At 71.5% G+C, this 18,503-nt stretch carries 18 protein-coding genes; 13 read left to right on the top strand and 5 right to left on the bottom strand.

What is annotated here, in order from left to right:
* The first annotated feature begins 6 nt into the window (after positions 1-6).
* The 5 genes from OM076_RS01485 (at position 7) to OM076_RS01465 (ending at position 4,690) form a co-directional block, all read left to right on the top strand.
* Complete coding sequence (locus OM076_RS01485; protein WP_270037550.1) at positions 7-2,727, top strand: cation-translocating P-type ATPase; 2,721 nt, start codon at positions 7-9, stop codon at positions 2,725-2,727.
* Positions 2,728-2,822: 95 nt separating this feature from the next.
* Positions 2,823-3,272, top strand: coding sequence for a DUF6325 family protein (locus OM076_RS01480; protein WP_270037548.1), 450 nt, complete (start codon positions 2,823-2,825; stop codon positions 3,270-3,272).
* Between the two features lie 20 nt (positions 3,273-3,292).
* Positions 3,293-3,574, top strand: coding sequence for an SHOCT domain-containing protein (locus tag OM076_RS01475; RefSeq protein WP_270037547.1), 282 nt, complete (start codon positions 3,293-3,295; stop codon positions 3,572-3,574).
* Between the two features lie 11 nt (positions 3,575-3,585).
* Positions 3,586-4,020, top strand: coding sequence for a DUF7144 family membrane protein (locus tag OM076_RS01470; RefSeq protein ID WP_270037546.1), 435 nt, complete (start codon positions 3,586-3,588; stop codon positions 4,018-4,020).
* Between the two features lie 118 nt (positions 4,021-4,138).
* Complete coding sequence (locus tag OM076_RS01465; RefSeq protein ID WP_270037545.1) at positions 4,139-4,690, top strand: potassium channel family protein; 552 nt, start codon at positions 4,139-4,141, stop codon at positions 4,688-4,690.
* Between the two features lie 14 nt (positions 4,691-4,704).
* Here the strand turns inward: OM076_RS01465 and OM076_RS01460 are convergent, their stop codons facing one another.
* The 3 genes from OM076_RS01460 to OM076_RS01450 are packed head-to-tail and all read right to left on the bottom strand — an operon-like array spanning position 4,705 to position 6,874.
* Entirely contained in the window at positions 4,705-5,103 is a 399-nt protein-coding gene (locus OM076_RS01460; protein ID WP_270037544.1) for a DUF7144 family membrane protein, read from the bottom strand.
* Positions 5,104-5,113: 10 nt separating this feature from the next.
* Entirely contained in the window at positions 5,114-6,523 is a 1,410-nt protein-coding gene (locus OM076_RS01455; RefSeq protein WP_270037542.1) for an SHOCT domain-containing protein, read from the bottom strand.
* Between the two features lie 18 nt (positions 6,524-6,541).
* On the bottom strand, positions 6,542-6,874 hold the full coding sequence (locus tag OM076_RS01450) for a PLDc N-terminal domain-containing protein (RefSeq protein ID WP_270037541.1): 333 nt from the start codon (positions 6,872-6,874) through the stop codon (positions 6,542-6,544).
* Between the two features lie 76 nt (positions 6,875-6,950).
* On the opposite strand from OM076_RS01450, the gene OM076_RS01445 reads away from it, so the two are divergent.
* Positions 6,951-7,709: a flavodoxin family protein gene (locus OM076_RS01445; protein ID WP_270037539.1), complete on the top strand. Its 759-nt coding sequence runs from the start codon at positions 6,951-6,953 to the stop codon at positions 7,707-7,709.
* Here OM076_RS01445 and OM076_RS01440 read toward each other — a convergent pair.
* Positions 7,685-10,846, bottom strand: a complete 3,162-nt coding sequence (locus OM076_RS01440) for an ATP-binding protein (RefSeq protein WP_270037538.1) — start codon at positions 10,844-10,846, stop codon at positions 7,685-7,687. The genes OM076_RS01445 and OM076_RS01440 overlap by 25 nt on opposite strands.
* Positions 10,847-11,231: 385 nt before the next feature.
* Here OM076_RS01440 and sigJ point away from each other — a divergent pair, with 385 nt between their 5' ends.
* The 5 genes from sigJ to OM076_RS45815 all read left to right on the top strand — a co-directional run bounded on the left by sigJ (position 11,232) and on the right by OM076_RS45815 (position 15,513).
* A complete protein-coding gene (gene sigJ, locus OM076_RS01435; protein ID WP_270037537.1) occupies positions 11,232-12,254 on the top strand; it encodes an RNA polymerase sigma factor SigJ in 1,023 nt (340 codons plus the stop codon).
* Between the two features lie 69 nt (positions 12,255-12,323).
* Positions 12,324-12,884, top strand: coding sequence for a YceI family protein (locus tag OM076_RS01430; RefSeq protein ID WP_270037535.1), 561 nt, complete (start codon positions 12,324-12,326; stop codon positions 12,882-12,884).
* The gene (locus OM076_RS01425; protein WP_270037534.1) at positions 12,871-13,440 is read left to right on the top strand and encodes an NADPH-dependent FMN reductase; all 570 of its coding nucleotides are present in this window, start codon (positions 12,871-12,873) and stop codon (positions 13,438-13,440) included. The genes OM076_RS01430 and OM076_RS01425 overlap by 14 nt, the downstream gene beginning before the upstream one ends.
* Before the next feature lie 52 nt (positions 13,441-13,492).
* Positions 13,493-13,693 (top strand): hypothetical protein, encoded by a 201-nt coding sequence (locus tag OM076_RS01420; RefSeq protein WP_270037533.1) that lies wholly within the window; start codon positions 13,493-13,495, stop codon positions 13,691-13,693.
* Positions 13,694-13,743: 50 nt separating this feature from the next.
* Positions 13,744-15,513 carry a glycosyltransferase gene (locus tag OM076_RS45815; RefSeq protein ID WP_270037532.1) on the top strand — a complete coding sequence of 590 codons (1,770 nt, stop codon included), beginning with the start codon at positions 13,744-13,746 and terminating at the stop codon, positions 15,511-15,513.
* Positions 15,514-15,671: 158 nt separating this feature from the next.
* On the opposite strand, the gene OM076_RS01410 is transcribed toward OM076_RS45815, so the two are convergent.
* Positions 15,672-16,694 carry an aldo/keto reductase gene (locus OM076_RS01410; RefSeq protein ID WP_270037531.1) on the bottom strand — a complete coding sequence of 341 codons (1,023 nt, stop codon included), beginning with the start codon at positions 16,692-16,694 and terminating at the stop codon, positions 15,672-15,674.
* Positions 16,695-16,781: 87 nt separating this feature from the next.
* Between OM076_RS01410 and OM076_RS01405 the strand changes: the two genes are divergently transcribed.
* Positions 16,782-17,372, top strand: a complete 591-nt coding sequence (locus OM076_RS01405; RefSeq protein ID WP_272597443.1) for a TetR/AcrR family transcriptional regulator — start codon at positions 16,782-16,784, stop codon at positions 17,370-17,372.
* A gap of 43 nt (positions 17,373-17,415) precedes the next feature.
* Entirely contained in the window at positions 17,416-18,330 is a 915-nt protein-coding gene (locus OM076_RS01400; protein ID WP_270037528.1) for a DMT family transporter, read from the top strand.
* Positions 18,331-18,503: the final 173 nt, after the last annotated feature.

The following is an 18,503-nucleotide window of genomic DNA, read 5'->3' as shown; positions in this document are numbered from 1 at the left end:
TCGACGATGGCGACGACGGCACCCCCGGCACCCGAGACGCAAGCGCCCACGTGGCATGTGCTCTCGCGTGAACGCGCGACACACGAGCTGGAGGTCGAGCCCAAGCGCGGGTTGAGCGGCGAGGAAGCCGCCAAGCGCCTCGAGCGCTTCGGGCCCAACCGCTTCGCCGAGGCCAAGTCCGAGCCGCGCTGGCATGCGTTCCTGCGCCAGTTCCGCGACCCGATGCAGATCGTGCTGCTGGCCGCGGGCGTCATCTCGATCTACCCCGTCAAGCAGCCCGGCACCGGGATCATGATCCTGGCGCTGACGCTGCTCAACGCCGTGCTCGGCCTCAACCAGGAGGGCAAGGCCGCCGCGGCGGTCGCGGCGCTGGCGAAGATGATGATCATCAAGGCGCGGGTGCGCCGCGACGGCGCGCTCGCCCAGCTGCCCGCGGAGCAGCTGGTGCCCGGCGACGTGGTCGAGATCGAGGCGGGCGACGTCGTGCCCGCCGACGGACGCGTCCTGTCGGCGGCGACGCTGGAGGTCGCCGAGGCGGCGCTGACCGGCGAGAGCCTGCCGGTGGGCAAGGGCGTGGAGAGCGTCTCGGCTCCCGACGCCCCGCTCGGCGATCGCACCGACATGGTCTACATGAACACGAACGTCACGCGCGGGACCGGCGAGTTCGTCGTCACCGCGACCGGGATGGCGACCGAGGTCGGGCACATCTCCGGGATGCTCCAGCACGAGGAGGACTCCAAGTCCCCGCTCACGGTGCAGCTCGAGAAGCTGACGAAGCAGCTCGTGACGATCGCCGGGCTGGCGCTCGTCGTCTCCGTCGTGCTGAACATGCTGCGCGGCCAGAGCTTCACCGCGGTGTTCACCGTCGCGGTGGCGTTCGCGATCGCCGCGATCCCGACCGGCCTGCCCGCGGTCGTCACCACCATCCTCGCGCGCGGCACCCGGCTGCTCGCGGACGCCAACGCGATCGTCAAGCGCCTGCGCTCGACCGAGACGCTCGGCGCGACGTCGGCGATCTGCTCGGACAAGACCGGCACGCTGACGCTCAACCAGATGACCGCGGTCGAGCTCACGATCCCGGGCCGCCACTACACGGTCTCCGGCACCGGCTACTCGACCGAGGGCCAGATCAAGCACGTCGGCGGCGAGCCGCCGGTGCCGCTCGAGCCGTTCATGTTCCCGCTCGCGCTCGCCTGCGACGCCGTCCTCACCGACACCGGCGAGATGATCGGCGACCCGACCGAGGGCGCGCTGGTCGTCCTGGCGGAGAAGGGCGGCTTGGACCTGACGCTGACCCGGGACCGCTACCCGCGCGTCGCCGAGCTGCCGTTCGACACCGCGTACAAGCTGATGGCGACGTTTCACCGGATGACCGACGAGACCGGGCGCGACGTGATCCGCTGCTTCGTCAAGGGCGCGCCCGACCAGCTGCTGGCACGCGCGGGAACGCACCTCGATCCCGCGCTCGAGATCGTCGCCGCCGACGAGGCCTTCCGCACTCGCTACATGGCCGAGAACGAACGCCTCGCCCGGCAGGGCCTGCGCGTGATGGCGACCGCGCGCAGGGACTTCGAGCCGTCCGCGTTCGACCCCGGCGCCGACCTGCTGACACTGATGGACGACCTCACGCTGCTCGCGCTCGTCGGCATCGTGGACCCGCCCCGCCCGGCCGCGAAGGCGGCGATCACCAAGGCGCACTCCGCCGGCATCCAGGTCCGCATGATCACCGGCGACCACGCGATCACCGCCGAGGCGATCGCGCGCGAGCTCGGCATCGAGGGCCGCGCGATCACCGGCGCGCAGTTCGCCGAATTGAGCGACGAGCAGGCCGACGCGGAGATCGACGACATCGGCGTGATCGCCCGCGTGACGCCCGAGCAGAAGGTGCGCCTCGTCGACATCCTCAAGCGCAAGGGGCACGTCGTCGGCATGACCGGCGACGGCGTCAACGACGCGCCCGCGCTCAAGCGCGCCGACATCGGCATCGCGATGGGCATCACCGGCACCGAGGTCTCCAAGGAGGCCGCGGCGATGATCCTCACCGACGACAACTTCGCCACGATCGTCAAGGCCGTCGAGCTCGGCCGCCGCCTCTACGACAACCTCGTCAAGTACATCCGCTTCCAGATGGGCGCGCTGGCCGGGATGATCCTGACCTTCCTCGGCGCGAGCGTGCTCTACATCGCGTCCGGCATCCCGTTCCTGCCGGCGCAGACGCTGTGGGTGAACTTCACGACCCAGGTCTTCCAGGCGATCGGCCTGGGCTACGGCGCGCCCGGCGAAGGCGTGATGGAGCGCCGCCCGCGCAAGCCCGAGGAGCCCATCCTCAAACGCGACGACACCCGCTGGTTCGTCGTCGCGGGCATCGTCATGGCAGCCGCGACGCTCGCGGTCGCGGCCGGCGCCGAGCACACCCACGGCGAGGATCTCGCGCGCACGATGGCGTTGACGACGTTCGCGATCGGCAACCTCGTGTTCTCGTTCACGGCCCGCGACAAGGTGCATTCGGCGCTCAGCCTCGACACGTTCAACGACCGGACGTTCGTCATGTCGTCATTGCTGTCGGTCGCGGCGATCATCCTGGCCACCGAGCTCGGGTTCCTGCAGCGCGTCCTGGACACGGTGGAGCTCACCGGGAACCAGTGGCTGATCTGCATCGGCGCCGGCCTCACCGTGGTGGTCGCGTCCGAGCTCTGGAAGCTCGTCCTGCGGCGCCGCGCCGAGTGAGCCCGCCGGCCGGCCGAACGCAGCTCACCCGGATGGGATGATGCACATTCGCCCTCCTGGATCGATGATCGACATCCCACCCGAAGGAGGAAACGATGGCACCCGAATCGATCGAAGAGATGGGCCCGATCGACTATGTCGTGCTCGAATGGCCCGGCCGGCAGCCCAAGGGCGACGCCGCGCCGTTGATCCTCGAACTCGTCGACCGCGGCATCATCCGCATCCTCGATATCGCCTTGATGGTCAAGGCTGAGGACGGCTCGATCGCGGCCATCGACCTCGGCGAGCTCGACGCCGACAGCGGTTTCGCGGAGTTCCAGGGCGCTTCGACCGGGCTGCTCTCGCAAGAGGATCTCGAAGAGGCCGCCAACGCGCTCCAGCCCGGCACGTCCGCCGCCGTGCTCATGTGGGAGAACCGCTGGGCCGCCCCCGTGGCCGTCGCGCTGCGCCGTTCGGGCGGTCAGTTGGTCGCCAGCGGGCGGATCGAGATCCAGGCGATGCTGGCCGCGCTCGAAGCACTCGACCCGTCCGCCGTCACGAGCTGAGAACAGGAAGGAAACGACACATGCCCGGATTGCTCCGCGGGGTTGCCCGCACCGCAGTGATCGCCGGAACGGCGACGACCGTCAGCAACCGCGTCTCGCGCCGCCAGGCGAACCGCTGGGCCGCGCAGGACCAGCAGCAGTATGAGGAGCAGGCTCCCCCGCCGCAGTATCAGCAGGCGCCCCCGCCGCCGGAGCCGCAGGAAGACCCCATCGCCCAGCTGCGGGAGCTGGCCAAGCTGCGCGACGACGGGATCCTCACCGAAGAGGAGTTCGCCGCCGAGAAGCACAAGATCCTCGGGTAAGGGAGCCGGCCATGACCAAGACGCAGGTCCCCGTGCCACTCGCAGAGATGACCGAGGGCTCGGGGCGGTGGACCGGGTGGGTGGTCTTCGCCTCGATCATGCTCGTCGTCGTCGGTGGCATCAACATCATCCAAGGGCTCGCCGCGCTCCTGAACGACAGCTACTTCGTCGTGCGCAGCGGTAACGATCTGCTGATCGCCAACTTCGACACGTGGGGCGTCATCCTCGTGGTGTGGGGCGCCGTGCAGGCCGGTGCCGGCCTCGGGCTCAACAGCGGTCACGGCTGGGCACGCGTGCTCGCGATCATCGTGGCGGCCGTGAGCATGATCATCCAGACGCTCTTCCTCGCCGCCTATCCGATCTGGTCGGTGATGATCATCGCGCTCGACGTCATCGTCATCTACGCGCTCACGGCGCGCTGGGCGGAGGCCCGCGGCGGCCTCTGATCGATTGCTCATCGGCGGCGACAAGCCGTGGCCGCGTTACGGGCTCCTGCTGACGTGCACGACCGCGTCCGTCGCCGTCCAAGGCGCAGTCCCCCCGGGCGCGGCGCAACAAGTGGTGGTGAACCTGCTGCTCGGCGCCGCGCTCATCCTCGCGTTCCAGATCGCCCGGGCTAGGCCGTTCGTCGTCACGTTCGCCTACGTCTGGGCGGCTGCGGGGGCCGTGGTCGCCCTCCTGAGCGCGACCGGAGACATGCTGGGCGACGGCGAGTCCCGCCTGATGAGCTTGACGCTCGTCGCGCTGGGGCCGCCGGCGCTCGTCGTCGGCCTGCTGCGCAGCCTGCGTGCCAGTGGGCGGATCGGCATCGAGGCGGTCACGGGCGTGCTCGCCCTGTACATGCTGCTCGGGATGCTGTTCGCGTTCCTCTACGGCGCGCTCGACAACCTCGGCGGCGCGCCGTTCTTCACCAACGGCACGCCGGCGACGGTCTCGAACTGCACGTACTTCAGCTTCACGACGCTGACCACGGTCGGCTACGGGGACCTGACCGCCCGCACCGACCTCGGGCACACGCTCGCGGTCTTCGAGGCGCTGATCGGTCAGATCTACCTCGTGACCGTGGTGTCACTGATCGTCAGCAACCTCGGGCGGGCGCGCCCGAACCGGTCCTGACGGAGCGCGCCGCGTCAGACGAACTCGTCGACGTGGGTCGTCAGCGCCCAGATGATCAGTCCGTCGACGATGATCGCGGCGATCGCCCAGGCCGGGTACGCGCCGAGCCACAGCAGCTGCGTCAGCGCGTTGACGCTGGCGATCGCGAGGCCGAAGATCCAGCTGATCGTGCCGCGGCGCAGGATGGCGATGCCGGTGACCGCCTGCGCGGTGCCGACGACCAGCCACCAGATGCCCCATGCCGTGAGGTCGCCGAACAGCAGCTCGTCGGCGACGTAGTAGTCGTCGTTGACGAGCGCGACGATGCCGTCGATGAGGTTGAACGCGCCGACCAGGAGGAACATGACCCCGGCGAAGGTCACCCACCCGCTGCGCGTCGAATGGGCCTGGGGCGTCGTGGGCTGAACGGCCATGGGAGCTCCTCTACGGTTTGCCGACAAGGTCGTCGTGCAGGATCCGGGCCTTCTCGGTCCGCAGCTCCTCGTCGTCGAGGACGCCGGCGGCCCGCAGCCTGCCAAGGCGCTCGAGCTGCTCGATCCGCTCCTCGTCGGTGCTCGTGGCGCGGCCGGTGACGGCGTCGCGCGACGAAGCGAGCGCGGTCGTCGCCGTCCCCGCCGTGCGCACGGCCGTCTGCCGCAGCGACGCGCTCTGGCGCCGCCCGGCGGCGGTCATGCGAGCCCAGCGCTCCCGCCGCCGGCGCGCGGCGTCCGCGCGCGAAGCCGCGGGGAACTCCCGGATCATCTGGCGCCGCAGCGCCTCCACGCCGGCGGCCAGCAGCACGATCAGGATCACGAGCATCGGGCCGTTGCGCCAGGCGGGCGTCGGCGCCCAGGCGACGAGGATCGCCACGACCACGGCCAGTGCGCTGTACGCGATCCACGGCACGCGCCAGTAGGGCGCCGCGACGCGGCGCACCGTGGTCGCGATGCCGGTCGGCCCGGCCAGCCACGCGCCCGCGATCATCACGACGCCGTAGGCGATCGTCGCGACCGCGACGTTCACCAGCAGCGCGGTGGCGATCGAGTAGACCGTGGCGATCGACGGCTCGGCGGCCGCCGTGCGTGCCAGGGAGGAGACGAACTGGTCGCCGGCGACCGAGCGGGCGAGCAGCGCGCCGGCGCCCGCGACGACGAAGCCGATGCCATAGGTGCGCAGCGCGCGCCGCCGCCAGCCCGGAGCCACGGCGACCGCGGCGCCGAAGAGGACGAGCGAGAGCACGACGAGGAAGACCGGCAGCGGCTTGAGCACGCGGAGCACCGTCTGGGCCGTCTCGAGCTGGTTGGAGCGCATCAGCGTGACCTGCGACGCGCTCGCGGGGAGCACCCTGCTCAGCCGTCCGCCGACGCCGACCTCCTGCTGCAGACGGGCCAGCAGTTGCTTGACGTCGAGCACGACCACGCCGTTGCGCGTCGAGACGGTCTTGCCTCCGCCATCGAGCACGAGCAGCAACTGCTCGTGCGCGTTGCGGTTGGCATCGACCCAGAGGGCCTGGACGTCCGGCCGGGCGAGCGCCTTGCGGGCGGTCTTCTCGACCTGGTTGCGCAGCGCGTTGGCGGCGGGCGCCGCGAGGACCTTCGCCCGGTCGGGGAGCGCGTCGCGCAGTTCGCCCTCGATGTCGACGCTGCTGTACAGCTCCTCCGTCAACCGCGCGGCCAGCTGGTCGCGCACGACGGGCTGCTGGAGCAGCTCACTGCTCGTCCGCGACCAGTTGTCGGTGTTGAGCGCCTGGCGGTTGAGCCAGATCGCCAGGATGGCGAGGAAGGCGACCACCGTCGCGGCGACGATCAGCGCCATCGCGAGCGGTCGCCGCCAGCTTCCCACCTTGGCCTCCACGGCGATCGGACCGTCCGCTCAGAGGCCGGTTCGATCGACCGGCGACCGCTGGTTCTGGGCTCGGATCTCGGCCTCGGCCACGTACGCGGCGTCGACGTCGCCCGGCATCGGCTTGCGAGCGGCCCACCAGATGATCGAGCCGATCATCGGCAGGATCACGACCAGCAGGCACCAGCCTGCCGTCCCCCAGCCGCCGAGGTGGTGACGAAAGATGTCATAGAGCGTGAGCGCGACGACCACGCACACGATCGGGATGACGACGAGCCAGAAGAGCGTCACGGCGAAGTCCTTTCCTTCGGCGCAGTGAACACGATCCTCATCTGGATCGGTCCCGTCCACAAGGACGTGCACACCACCTCCTCGGGCGTGCGTGCGCCATTGCCGGGAATAGCCTGTAACGGCCGGCGCGTCCCAGGGACTCCGGGTCATGCCGATCCCCGCCAGCATCCAGCAGTTCATCGACCGCCAGGCCGATGCCGCTCCCACGAGCTACGGCGACCTGCGAGCCGTGGTGTTCAACGGCACGCTCAAGCGTTCACCCGAGCCGAGCCAGACCGACGGGCTCTTGGCGATCTCACGCGGGCTCCTCGAGCGCCTCGGCGTGCAGGTCGACGTCGTCCGGATCGTCGACCACGTGATCCCGCCCGGCGTCTGGCCCGACATGACCACCCAGGGCTATGACCGCGACGACTTCCCGCGCATCTACCGCGAGCTCGTCGAGCCGGCCGACATCATCCTGATCGCCGGACCGATCTGGCTCGGTGACCAGAGCTCGCAGACACGCACCGTCATCGAGCGCCTCTACGCGTACTCCGGCGAGGTCAACGCCGCCGGCCAGTGGTCCTACTACGGCAAGGTCGGCGGCGTGGTGACGACCGGCAACGAGGACGGCGGCAAGCACGTCAGCGCCCAGGTCCTCTACGCCCTCCAGCACATCGGCCTCACGATCCCGCCGCAGTCCGACGCCTATTGGAACGGCGAGGCCGGCCCGGGCGACTCCTACTCCGACCCCGGCAGCGGCGGCCCCGAGAACGCCTGGACCACCCGCAACACCGTCTTCATGACCTGGAACATCCTCCACTACGCCCGCATGCTCAAGGATGCCGGCGGCGTCCCCACCTACGGGAACTCCACGCACGACTGGGACCTGTCACACCCGGATCACCCCAATCCGGAATACCGCTGAGCACTCGCGACGCGCTCGAACAGGGTCTGGCTGTGCTCGCGCCAGACGGTGCAGCCGAGCTCGGCGTTGCGCTCGATCGCGGCGCGCAGGTGGGCGATCGCGGCGTCGCGCCGGCCGAGCACCGCGGCGAGCCCGCCGAGGTGGCGATCGATCGCGCCGTAGCTCATCACCGCCCGGCCCGACGTCGCGGGCCGCCCCGCGTACGGGGCGAGCCGGTCGTAGACGACCTGCGCGTGCGTCGGGTCGTCGAGCAGGACGATCGCTTCGGCCGCCTCGGCCTGAGCGGAGAGCCAGTTCGCGTCGAAGGCCAGCTCGCGACCGACCCACTCGCGCAGGTGCTCCCTGGCCTCTGTGTCGCGCCCCGTGCCCGCGAGGTGCCAGACGAGATAGGACTGATACGCGGGCCCGGCCGGCGAGTTCGCGACCTTGTCCAGCAGGAAGGCGGTGTCGGTGCGGTCATAGTCCCGGCGCTGGCAGTTGATCAGCTCCTCCACCATCCCCGCGAAGAGATCGGCGTTGCCGTCGCCCGCCCGCTCGCCCGCGGCGCGCGCCTCGGCGGCCAGGCGAGCGGCGTCCGCGAAATGGCCCGCGAGCGCCGCCTCGGTCGCGGCCCACAGGGGCGCATACCACTGAAAGGACGGGAGGCGCAGCTCGTCCGCCAGGCGGTTGTGACGGGCGATCTGCTCCCGGCAGGCGGGCATGTCGCCGAGCTCGAAGAGGTCCAGGACGCGCCAGTTGCGGGCTTGCAGCTCCAGCTGCGGTGCGCGGGCCGACCGGGCCGCGGCGATCATCGCGGTCGCGGTGCTCAGGCGCTCCGCGACGCGATCGGGGCGCCACAGCGCCACGTGCCGGGCGTTGAGCGCCGCGGCCAGCGCGCCTGGATCGGCGGCCGCCGCGGCGACGGCGTCGGCGCTCAGCGTTTCTGAACGGCGCCGGTCGGGCGCGTAGTAGAGCTCGACCGCCAGGCGTGCCAGCACCCGTGAGCGCAGGACCGGCGAGCCGGAGCCGAGCGCAGCGAGCGCCTCCTCGAGCCGGGCGATCGTCTCCGCGTCGAGCCCGACGATCGCGATCCCGAGCCCGGCGTAGCCGAGCGCCGCCTCGGCCTGCAGCGCAGTGTCGCCGGTCGCTCGCGCGATCCGCGCGGCGGCCGTGAACTGCGCGCGTGCCGTGGTGGGCTCGCCCGCCCGCAACAGCGCGTCCCCACGTGCCAGCAGCACCGGTCCGGCCTCCGGCTCCGCACCGGCGAGCTCGAGCGCGTCGAGTGCCCGCTGGAAGTGCTCGGCCGCGTCCTCGTACGCGAGCCCGTCGACCGCTCGCCGACCGGCGCGCACCAGCAGCTCGGCGGCCTCACGCGCGTCGCCGGTGGATGCCGCCTCGAAGAGGTGGAAGGCGATCTCCTCGAGCCGGCGGCTCTCCCCCAGCTCGCGGAGCACTTCAGCGGCGCGTCGATGCAGACGGGCGCGGCGCAGGACATTGAGCTCGGCGTAGACCACTTCGCGCACGAGCGCATGCGCGAACTCGACGCGCCCTCCCGACGGTACCGGGCGCAGCAGGCGCGCGCGCAGGGCCTCGTCCAGCGCGAGCTCGGCCGCGGCGGGCTCCAGCGCGGTCATGCCCACGAGCGCGCGCGGGTCGAACTCGGCCCCGAGCACCGCCGCGGCGGCGAGCAGGTCGCTCGCGTCCTCGCCGAGCCTGCTCAGCCGGATCCCGACCGCCTGGCGCACGCTCTCCGGGAGCTCCGGGCTCTCGGCGAGCCCGCGCAGGACCTGCTCGACGAAGAACGCGTTGCCGTCGGTGCGGGCGTGGACCCGCGCCGCGACCGCGTCATCTCCGAGCAGCGAGCGCGCGAGCGCGGAGACGTCGCCCTCGGCGAGCCCGCGAAGCCCGACGCGCAGCAGCCCGGCGTCGCGCTGGAGCTCCGCGAGCGCCCCGGTCAGCGGGCTGCGCCGGCCGAGCTCCGTGTCGCGATACGTGCCCAGGACGAGCAACGGGCCGGGACGATCGGAGCGCAGCAGGAAGCTCGTGAGCAGGAGCGTGCCCTGGTCGGCCCAGTGCAGGTCGTCGATGATCAGCAGCAGGCCGCGTTCGCTCGTGAGGGCGGCGTCCACGGCGTCGAAGAGGCGATGGCGGGCGCCGGCGCCGACGTCCGCGCCGGGGTGTAGGACATCCGCCGCGCCGAGGGCGCGCAACGCTTGGGCGAAGGGCTCGAAGGCCGCCAGCGGCTCCTCCCAGCAGCGGCCGAGCAGCACGCGGGTGCCGCCGTCGAGGACCTCGCGGGCGAAGCGGTGGGCCAGGCGCGTCTTGCCGACACCGGGCTCACCCGCGATCAGCACGACGCGGCGGCTGCGCTGCAACGAAACGTCCGCCCAGGCGGCGCGGAGGCGTTCGAGCTCGCTTGCGCGCCCGACGAATGCGGTCTCATGCTCGCGGGTGAGCACCGCTGGAACCGCGGGCGGATCGGCCGCGGGGGTGCGTCGCAGCGCGTCGAGCGCGGCGCGGGTCTCGCGCGACGGCGCGATGGCCAGCGTCGTGCGCAGCCGCTCGGCATAGCGTTCGCCCGCGACGAGCGCCGCGGCACGGTCGCCGGCGTTCGCGAGGCGCTCGATCAGCCGCCGGTTGGGCTCTTCGGCGAGCGGGTCGAGCGCCACCTGCTCACGCGTGAGCCGCACCGCCTCGGCGGGATCGTCCGTCGCCGCGGCGAGTTGCTCGAGCGCCTCGGTGAGCCGCTCGCCGTGGGTCCGGCGCGCCTCATACGCCCAGTCGTCGTCGAAGCCTTCGAGGATCTGGGCCGGGCACGCCCGCACGGCGGCTCCGGGGTCGCCCGCGCGCAGTGCCCGGTCGAACCGGCGCGCGTCCACGTCCGCGGCGAGCGCGACGGCGTCGCGGGTGGCGACGATCTGCGCGGCCGCCGGGCCGAGCGCACGCCGCAGCTCGCTCAACGCCGCCCGCAGGCTCGTCCGGGCCGAGTCGTCCAGGACGTCGGGCCAGAAGCGAGCGGCGAGCTGCCCGCGGGGGTGCGGGCCTTCGTGGAGCGCCAGGTACGCGAGGACGCCGCGCGCTCGGCGCGACGGAGGCGGCGGCAGCTCCTCGCCACCGGCCTCGAGCCGTAGACCGCCGCCCAACCAGACCCGCAACACGCACATCACTCTCGTTGATCGCGCGGGCTTCACGCAAGCCGAGCGGTGCGAGAACGGTCGTCCCGGAGGATCGCGGTCGAGCTCACCCTGACCATCCCCTCGAAGGGAGCACCACCATGCACGCGTCCAAGGCCGATCTGACCGCCACGGTGTTCGGCGACTACGAAGGCCGCTCCGTCGACTGGGACTCGATGCGGTTCGTGTTCGAGTCGATGCCCGAGCACTTCCCGCCCGACCAGTCCCCGTTCGCCGGGCTGCCCGACGACCGCTGCCAGTGCGCGCGCACGATGTCACGCTCGCCGCCATCACCCGCAACCTGTCACAGGAGGCCGCGCTATCACGTCAGGGGTCGTGATGAGACGTTTGCATGGCGGGAGGTAGGTCGATGAGCGCGAGCGTGCCGATGGTCGATTCCGAGCTGGAGGCGCTGCGGCGGCAAGGGTTCGGCGTGGCGTACCGGATGCTGGGCAGCGTGTCCGAGGCCGAGGACATCGCGCAGGAGGCACTCCTGCGCTTGACGAGCAACGAACGCCCGATCGACGAGCCGGCCGCGTGGATCACGACCGTGGCCACGCGGCTCTCGATCAACGTCCTGCGGTCGGCGCGGATCCGCCGCGAGGCCTATGTGGGGCCGTGGCTTCCGGAGCCGCTGCTCGAGGACCCGGCGCCCGGCCCGGAGACTCGCGCCGAGCTCGCGGATTCGCTGTCGCTGGCCCTGTTGGTGCTGTTGGAGCAGCTGACCCCCGTCGAGCGGGCGGCATACCTGCTGCGCGAGGTGTTCGGCTACGAGTACGCCGAGATCGCCGGGATCATCGAGCGGACCGAGGCGAACTCGCGGCAGCTCGTGACGCGGGCGCGCAAGCGTCTCGAGGCCAGCCGGCCGCGCTTCGACCCCGACGAGGCCGCCCGCGATGCCTTGCTCGAACGGTTCCTCGCGGCCGCCGAGGAAGGTGACCTGCAGGCCCTGGAGGAGATGCTCGCCAACGATGCCGTCCTGTACGCCGACGGCGGCGGCAAGGCGATGGCGCCGCAGGAGCCGCTCGTCGGCGCCGCGATCATCGCCCGGTTCATGGCCGCCGTCGCGCGGCTGCGCCCGCCCTCCGGCGAGTTCGAGCGCCGGCGGGTGCGGGTCAACGGCCAGCCCGGCCGCCTGATGCGCGGCCCGGCCGAGCCGCAATTCGGCGAGGCGGGGCGGCTCGCGACGCAGACCGCGCTCGAGCTCCTGAAGTCCGGCGACGCCGGCGCCGAGCGGTTCGCCGCCCTCACGCAAGACGCTCGCGACGCCGGGCCGGTGCCTGGACAGGAGGCGGAGATCCGCGTCTGGAGCGTGCTCACCGTGGATGTCGTCGACGGCCGGATCCAGGCCATCCGCGTCGTGCGCAACCCGGACAAGCTCGGTCACCTCTGAGCTGTCACAGGGCGGCCACCTGCCGTGTCAGACCTCCGAAGCAGCTGAACACAACCCGGAGGTTCTCCCATGTCATCGATCGCCGTCCAGCCCTTCTCGGGCACCTACCGCGCCCAGCCGGTGCCGTCGACCTTCGCCTTCGCGGTGCGCCACTCGGGGGTCTTCTGGTTCCGCGGGTCGCTCTCGGACGTCACGGCGACGCTGCGCGGCGACGGCGACGCGCTGGTGCTCGAGGGCGCCGCGCGCGTGGAGTCCGTCTCCGTCGTCGAGCCGGCGGCGATGCGGGCGAGCGTCCTCGGGCCGGAGTTCTTCGACGCCGAGCGCCATCCCGAGATCACGTTCCGCTCGGTGGCGATCCGCCTGTCCGACGACGGGGAGGCCGAGGTCGACGGCGAGCTCACGATCCGCGGCGTGACGCGCCCGGTCACCGGCGCGGGTCGCTACTCCCCGCCGCGGGCGAGCAGCTACGGCGAGGTCGCCGGACTCCAGCTCAAGACGAGCTTCGACCGCCGCGAGTTCGGCTTCGACTGGCAGCTGGAGCTGCCGGGCGGTGGCGACGCGGTCGGCTGGGACGTCGAGGTGGACATCGATCTGCTGTTCATCCGCGAGGACGCCGATGCCCAAGGGTGAGGTGCTCCTCGTCTCCGGCTCGTTCCGGCGCGGGTCGCACAACGCCGCGCTGTTGCGTGCGGCGGCGAACGCGCTCCCGGGCGGCGTGACCCACGAGTGGCTCACCGGGATCGCCGCGCTGCCGCTCTACAGCGAGGATGACGACGGCGAGCGGCCGCCCCTCGCCGTCGAGGAGCTCCGCCGCGCGATCGCCGCGGCCGAAGCGGTCCTGATCGCGACGCCCGAGTACAACGGCTCGGTCCCCGGCGGCCTCAAGAACGCGATCGACTGGGCGTCGCGCCCGTTCCCCGCCAACGCCCTGCGCGACAAGCCGGTCGCCGTGATCGGCGCGAGCACCGGGATCTTCGGCGCGATCTGGGCGCAGGCGGAGCTGCGCAAGTCGCTGCGCACCGCCGGCGCCCGCGTGGTCGACGCCGACCTCGCCGTCGGCGGCGCCCACGACGCCTTCCTGCCCTCCGGCGAGCTGCGCGATCCAGGGCTCGCGACCGGCCTGCGTGACCTCGTCGCCGTGCTCGTCGCGGCGGCGTTCGAACCCTTGCTGACCGACGGTCATTAAGCGCTGTTAGCCGCCTGTTGACCGCCGGTCAGCATGTGGCGAGACTGCGCCGATGACGATGATCCTGCTCGCGTTCATGGCCGCGTTCGTCTACGCGGACTACAAGCTGGTCCGCGACTTCATGACCGCCGATGCGAGCGGGCGTCTCTTCTGTGCCGCGATGCTTGCGATCATCACCGCGCTCGCCGTGCTCGACGGCCTGATCCTGCATTGGTGGGCGGTGTGCGGCGGGTTCTCGGAGTGCGCCCGCTGAGGTTCGCGGCGGGTGGCCGGCGCTCATCGGCTTGCTCGTAGTATCCGGCCGTGCCGAAGCCGCTCGTCGTGATTCCGAGCTACCTGTCGCAGCCGTCCGACGTGGATCTGCTCGCGGCGTGTGTGGCGTCGCTGCGGCGCACCGCCGGCGACACGGTCGACATCCTCGTCGTCGACGACGGCTCGCCCGCGTCCGGGCTCGTGGACGTCTTCGCGGCGAAGGCCGCCGCGGAGCACGAGGTCGAACTGGTCCGCGTGGCGGTCAACGCGGGCTTCGCGCGGACGGTCAACGTCGGGCTCGAGCGTGCGCGTGCGCAACACCGCGAGGTGGTGCTGGTCAACGCGGACATCGTCGTGCTGACGGACGGCTGGCTGGACGCCTGCCGAGCGGCGGGCGCCGGGATCGTCGGTGCGCTGCTGCTGTCGCCGCGGGGCCAGATCGCGCACGCCGGGTTCTACTTCTCGCGCGTCACCGGCACCGCCGAGCATCGTCTCGCCGGCGCCCCCGCCGACCTGCCGGCGGCGCTGGAGGTCGCCGCCTGCCCGGTCAGCGGCGCGTTCCAATACATCCGGCCGGAGGTGCTCGCCGCGATCGGCGTCTACGACCCCGAGTTCCGGATGGGCTCCGAAGACCTCGACTTCTGCCTGCGAGCCGGCGACGCCGGCTTCGCGTCCGTCTGCCAAGGCCGCGCGAGGGCGACGCACGTCGAAGCCGCCTTCCGCGGTCGCCCCTCCCCCAAGCTCGATGCCTGGCACACCCAGAGCTACGCGCGCTTTCGGGCCAAGTGGTCCCTCGCGCAGCTCAGCGAGCACATCGCGGACGTTCCCACGCCAGGCGACTCGCCGCCTTTCGCCGGTCAACTGCGCGCTCTGTTCGTCGGCACCGCGGGGCCGGGCAGCCTCTATCACCGCATCGTGCTGCCGGCGACGGCACTCGGCAGCGACTGGTGCACCGCCCAATCGGCGTGGCAGTTCGGGCCCGGCTTCGTGCGCGGGCGTCCGGGCGAGCCGTCGCCGGCGGACTACGACACGGTCGTGCTCCAGATGCCGTCCACGCCCGATTGGCTCGACGCGATCGGGCAGCTGCGCCGGCGCGGGACGCGCGTGTTCTACGAGGTCGACTGGAACCTGCACGAGCACGTCGACGACGTGCCGGCGCTGCGCGGGATCGAAACGCTGATGCGTGCCTGCGACGGCGTGCTGTGCGCGACCGCGTTCCTCCGCGAACGCTACGCGGCCTTCAACGCGAACGTGCACGTCTGCGAGAACGGGCTCGACCCGCGCGGCTACGCGCTCGCCAAGCCGGCGCGCGACACCGTGACGATCGGCTGGGCCGGAACCACGATGGCCATCGAGGACATCGCCGGCTCGGTGACCGCCATCGCCGAGCTGATGCGCGCGCGGCCGCACGTGCAGTTCGCGAGCCTCGGCCAGCCGGTCGCCGACCTCGCCGCCAACCTCGTCGGCGCGGACCGTTGCACCGGACTGCCGATGGTCCTGGTCGAGCAGTACCCGGCGGCGCTGGCCGCGTTCGACATCGTCTTCGAACCGCCCACCGTCTCACCCCGGCGCCGCGGAAGAAGCCAGCTGCGCTGGTTGGAGGCGAGCGCGCTCGGCACCCCGTTGGTGGCCGACCCGGAGACCTACCCGAACGCCGTGCCCGCGCGCGACGTCGACGAGCTCGCCCACCAGCTGCTGCGCCTGGTCGACGACGCGCCGCTCCGCACCCAGATCGGCGAGACCGCACGCCGCACGGTTCTCGCCGAACACGGCATGAGCGCAGCGGCGGCGAGCTGGACCCGCGCACTGAGCGTGCCTTAGCCTGTATCCACCGATCGATCGTGGATGACTCGTGGTCGTGGGCACCGCTGATCGTCGATCGGCCGGGCACCCTCAGGGTGGTCCCTTCGGGTCCCGGCCGATCGGCGAGGAGCGCCGTCCACGGCCGCGAGGCGCCGCGAGAATCGGTGGATCCAGGCTTAGGCGGCGGCGCGCTGCTCGAGCGGCCGGCGGCGGAGACCCGTGCGCTGGAGCGCCGCGGGGACGTAGGCCTGGTCGAGCGTGCCGATGTCGGTGCCGGGCGGGACGATCTCGTCGATCCGATCGAGGACGTCGTCGGTGAGCGTGACGTCCAGGCCGGCGAGCAGGTCGTCGAGGTGGTGCATCCTGCGCGGTCCGAGGAGCGCGCTCGTGACGCCGGGGTGGGCGATCGTGAACGCCATCGCGAGGTGGGTCATCGGCAACCCGGCCTCCTCGGCGAGCGGGATGAGCAGTTCGACGGCGTCCAACCGGCGCTCGTCGCTGAACGTCTTGAAGAACGACGCGCGGATCACGTCGGTCTGCTGGCCCTTGCGCACGCGGCCGGTGAGCATGCCCTGGCCGAGCGGACCCCACACGAGCGTGCCCATCCCGTAGCGCTGCGCGACCGGCAGCACCTCTCGTTCGACGCCGCGGTTGAGCAGCGAGTAGGCCAGCTGTTCGGTCCGGAAGCGCTCCAGGCCGCGCCGCTCGGCGACCCATTGGGCCTCGACGATGTCGGACACGAGCATGTTCGAGGTCCCGATCGCGCGGACCTTGCCGCTGTGGATGAGGTCCGACAGCGCCGACAGCGTCTCCTCGACGTCGGTGTCGGGGTCCGGCACGTGGAGCTGGTAGAGGTCGATGTGGTCGGTCTGCAGGCGGCGCAGCGAACGCTCGACCGCGGTCATGATCCAGCGCCGCGAGGCGCCTCGCTGGTTGGGGTCCTCGCCCAGCGGACGGCTGAACTTGGTCGCCAGGACGACGTCGTCGCGGCGCCCCTTGAGCGCCTTGCCCACGATCTCCTCGGAGTCGCCGTAGGCGTCGGAGGTGTCGACGAGGTTGATGCCCGCGTCGAGCGCCTTGTGGATGATGCGGATCGAGTCGTCGTGATCGGGGTTGCCGACCGACGTGGCGAACATCAGCGTGCCGAGCGCGTAGGGGCTGACCTTGATGCCGGTCCGGCCGAGGCTTCGATACTGCATGTGCGTGCTCCAGTACTGTGGACTAAGCGGAACGTCGTTCCGGGAACTATACGGAACAGTGTTCCGGATCACAAGGGCACCGAACAGATGACCAGGAAGACGACGCCGAACGAAGCGCGCCAACGGCCGCAACGCGTGGACGCCCAACGCAACGTCGACGCGCTGCTCGACGCGGCCAAATCCGCGTTCGGGACCCTTGGAGTGGATGCACCCGCGAGGGACATCGCCGAGCGCGCCGGCGTGGGGGTCGGGACGATGTACCGGCACTTCCCGCGGCGCTCGGACCTGGTTGTGGCCGTGCTGGAACATGAGATCGACGCCTGCGCCGACGCGGGACCGGCGCTCAGCGCCGCGCACGAGCCATACGACGCGCTGACGAGCTGGCTTGACCGCTACACGGAGTTCGTCGCGACCAAGCACGGGCTCGCCGCGGCCCTGCACTCGGGCGACCCGGCCTTCGACGCCCTCCCGGGCTACTTCTGGGAACGGCTCGGCCCGGTGCTCGACGCCCTGCTCGAAGCCGCGAGGGCAACCGGGGAGATCCGCGCCGACATCAGCGCCAAGGACCTGCTGAGCGCCGTCGCGCTCCTGTGCCATCCGGTGCCCCGCGAGGGCCCCGAGTACGGCCAGCGCATGGTGGCGCTGCTCGTCGACGGCCTCCGCAACCCACGCGATTGACGGTTCGCCCGTCGCCGAAACGTTCGCGGGTGACACTGGCGAGGTGGAGAGCAAACGGCCGGGACTAGGTGTCGGCCTGCTGCTTCTGGGCGTGCTCGCCACGTTGTGGGGAGCGTCGTACAGCTTCATCAAGGTCGGGGTCGAGACGATCCCGCCGGTCACGCTGATCGCCGCGCGCACGCTGATCGCCGGAACGCTGCTGCTCGGCGTTCTGGCCGTGCGTGGGCAACGCCTGCCGACGCGCTCGGGGCTCTGGTGGCGGTTCCTGGTGCAGGCGTGTCTGAACAGCGTGGTGCCGTTCACCCTGATCGCGTGGGCAGAGCTCACCGTCGATGCCGGGTTGGCGACGATCCTGAACTCGACCTCGCCGATCTTCGCGTTCCTGCTGACGGCAGCCGTGACGCGGCACGAGCCGGCCACCGGCCGCAAGCTGCTCGGGGTCGTGGCCGGGATGGCTGGCGTCTGCCTGATCGTGGGCGTGGAGGCTCTGCACGGGCTCGGGGAGGCGAGCGCGGCGCAGCTGGCGATCGTGGCCGCCACGGTCTGTTACGCGGGGGCGGCGGTCTTCGGCCGCGGCTTTGCAGGCGTCGATCCGATGCTGCCGGCGGCGGGGTCGATGCTGTGCGGCGCCGCCATCCTGGTTCCGGCGAGCCTGGTCGTCGATCGGCCCTGGACGCTCGCGCCATCGACCGTGTCGCTCTTGGCGCTGCTCGCGCTCTCCGCGTTCTCGACGGCGCTCGCGTTCGTGATCTACTTCCGGCTCGTCCAGACGCTGGGCTCGGTCGCGACCACGGCGCAGGCCTACCTGCGCGTCCCTGTCGGCGTCGTCATCGGCGTGCTCTTCCTGGGCGAGACGCCGACCGCCGTCGCCTGGATCGGTCTGATCTGCGTCGTCACGGGCGCGGCGGCGATGACGCTTCCGCGCTCAGCGGCGAGGCGTACTTCTGCAGCGTCCTAGCGCGCGCTTTTGTCGTCGAATCCAACAATTCGCATTGGACCGAATCCAGGAGCCGCCTCGACCATTGACATAGGCCGCCCATGTTGTTTGTATTGCCGAGCAATTAACTGCAGGTGAGGGCGGGCTGCGTTCCGCGGCCCGGGGTCTACTGAGGGGGAGAAATGAAGGGGAGA

This window comes from Solirubrobacter ginsenosidimutans (genome assembly GCF_027587205.1).
The sequence above is the reverse complement of the archived record's forward strand: the minus strand, read 5'-3'. Positions and strand labels throughout refer to the sequence as shown.

Bases quoted from the DNA above. Each gene is read 5' to 3' on its own strand.
- sigJ (WP_270037537.1), top strand. From the start codon at position 11,232: ATGAGCGCGAGCGTGCCGATGGTCGATTCCGAGCTGGAGGCGCTGCGG.
- OM076_RS01470 (WP_270037546.1), top strand. From the start codon at position 3,586: ATGACCAAGACGCAGGTCCCCGTGCCACTCGCAGAGATGACCGAGGGC.
- OM076_RS01485 (WP_270037550.1), top strand. From the start codon at position 7: ATGGCGACGACGGCACCCCCGGCACCCGAGACGCAAGCGCCCACGTGG.
- OM076_RS01410 (WP_270037531.1), bottom strand. From the start codon at position 16,694: ATGCAGTATCGAAGCCTCGGCCGGACCGGCATCAAGGTCAGCCCCTAC.
- OM076_RS01460 (WP_270037544.1), bottom strand. From the start codon at position 5,103: ATGGCCGTTCAGCCCACGACGCCCCAGGCCCATTCGACGCGCAGCGGG.
- OM076_RS01425 (WP_270037534.1), top strand. From the start codon at position 12,871: ATGCCCAAGGGTGAGGTGCTCCTCGTCTCCGGCTCGTTCCGGCGCGGG.
- OM076_RS01480 (WP_270037548.1), top strand. From the start codon at position 2,823: ATGGCACCCGAATCGATCGAAGAGATGGGCCCGATCGACTATGTCGTG.
- OM076_RS01405 (WP_272597443.1), top strand. From the start codon at position 16,782: ATGACCAGGAAGACGACGCCGAACGAAGCGCGCCAACGGCCGCAACGC.
- OM076_RS01420 (WP_270037533.1), top strand. From the start codon at position 13,493: ATGACGATGATCCTGCTCGCGTTCATGGCCGCGTTCGTCTACGCGGAC.
- OM076_RS01430 (WP_270037535.1), top strand. From the start codon at position 12,324: ATGTCATCGATCGCCGTCCAGCCCTTCTCGGGCACCTACCGCGCCCAG.
- OM076_RS01445 (WP_270037539.1), top strand. From the start codon at position 6,951: ATGCCGATCCCCGCCAGCATCCAGCAGTTCATCGACCGCCAGGCCGAT.
- OM076_RS01475 (WP_270037547.1), top strand. From the start codon at position 3,293: ATGCCCGGATTGCTCCGCGGGGTTGCCCGCACCGCAGTGATCGCCGGA.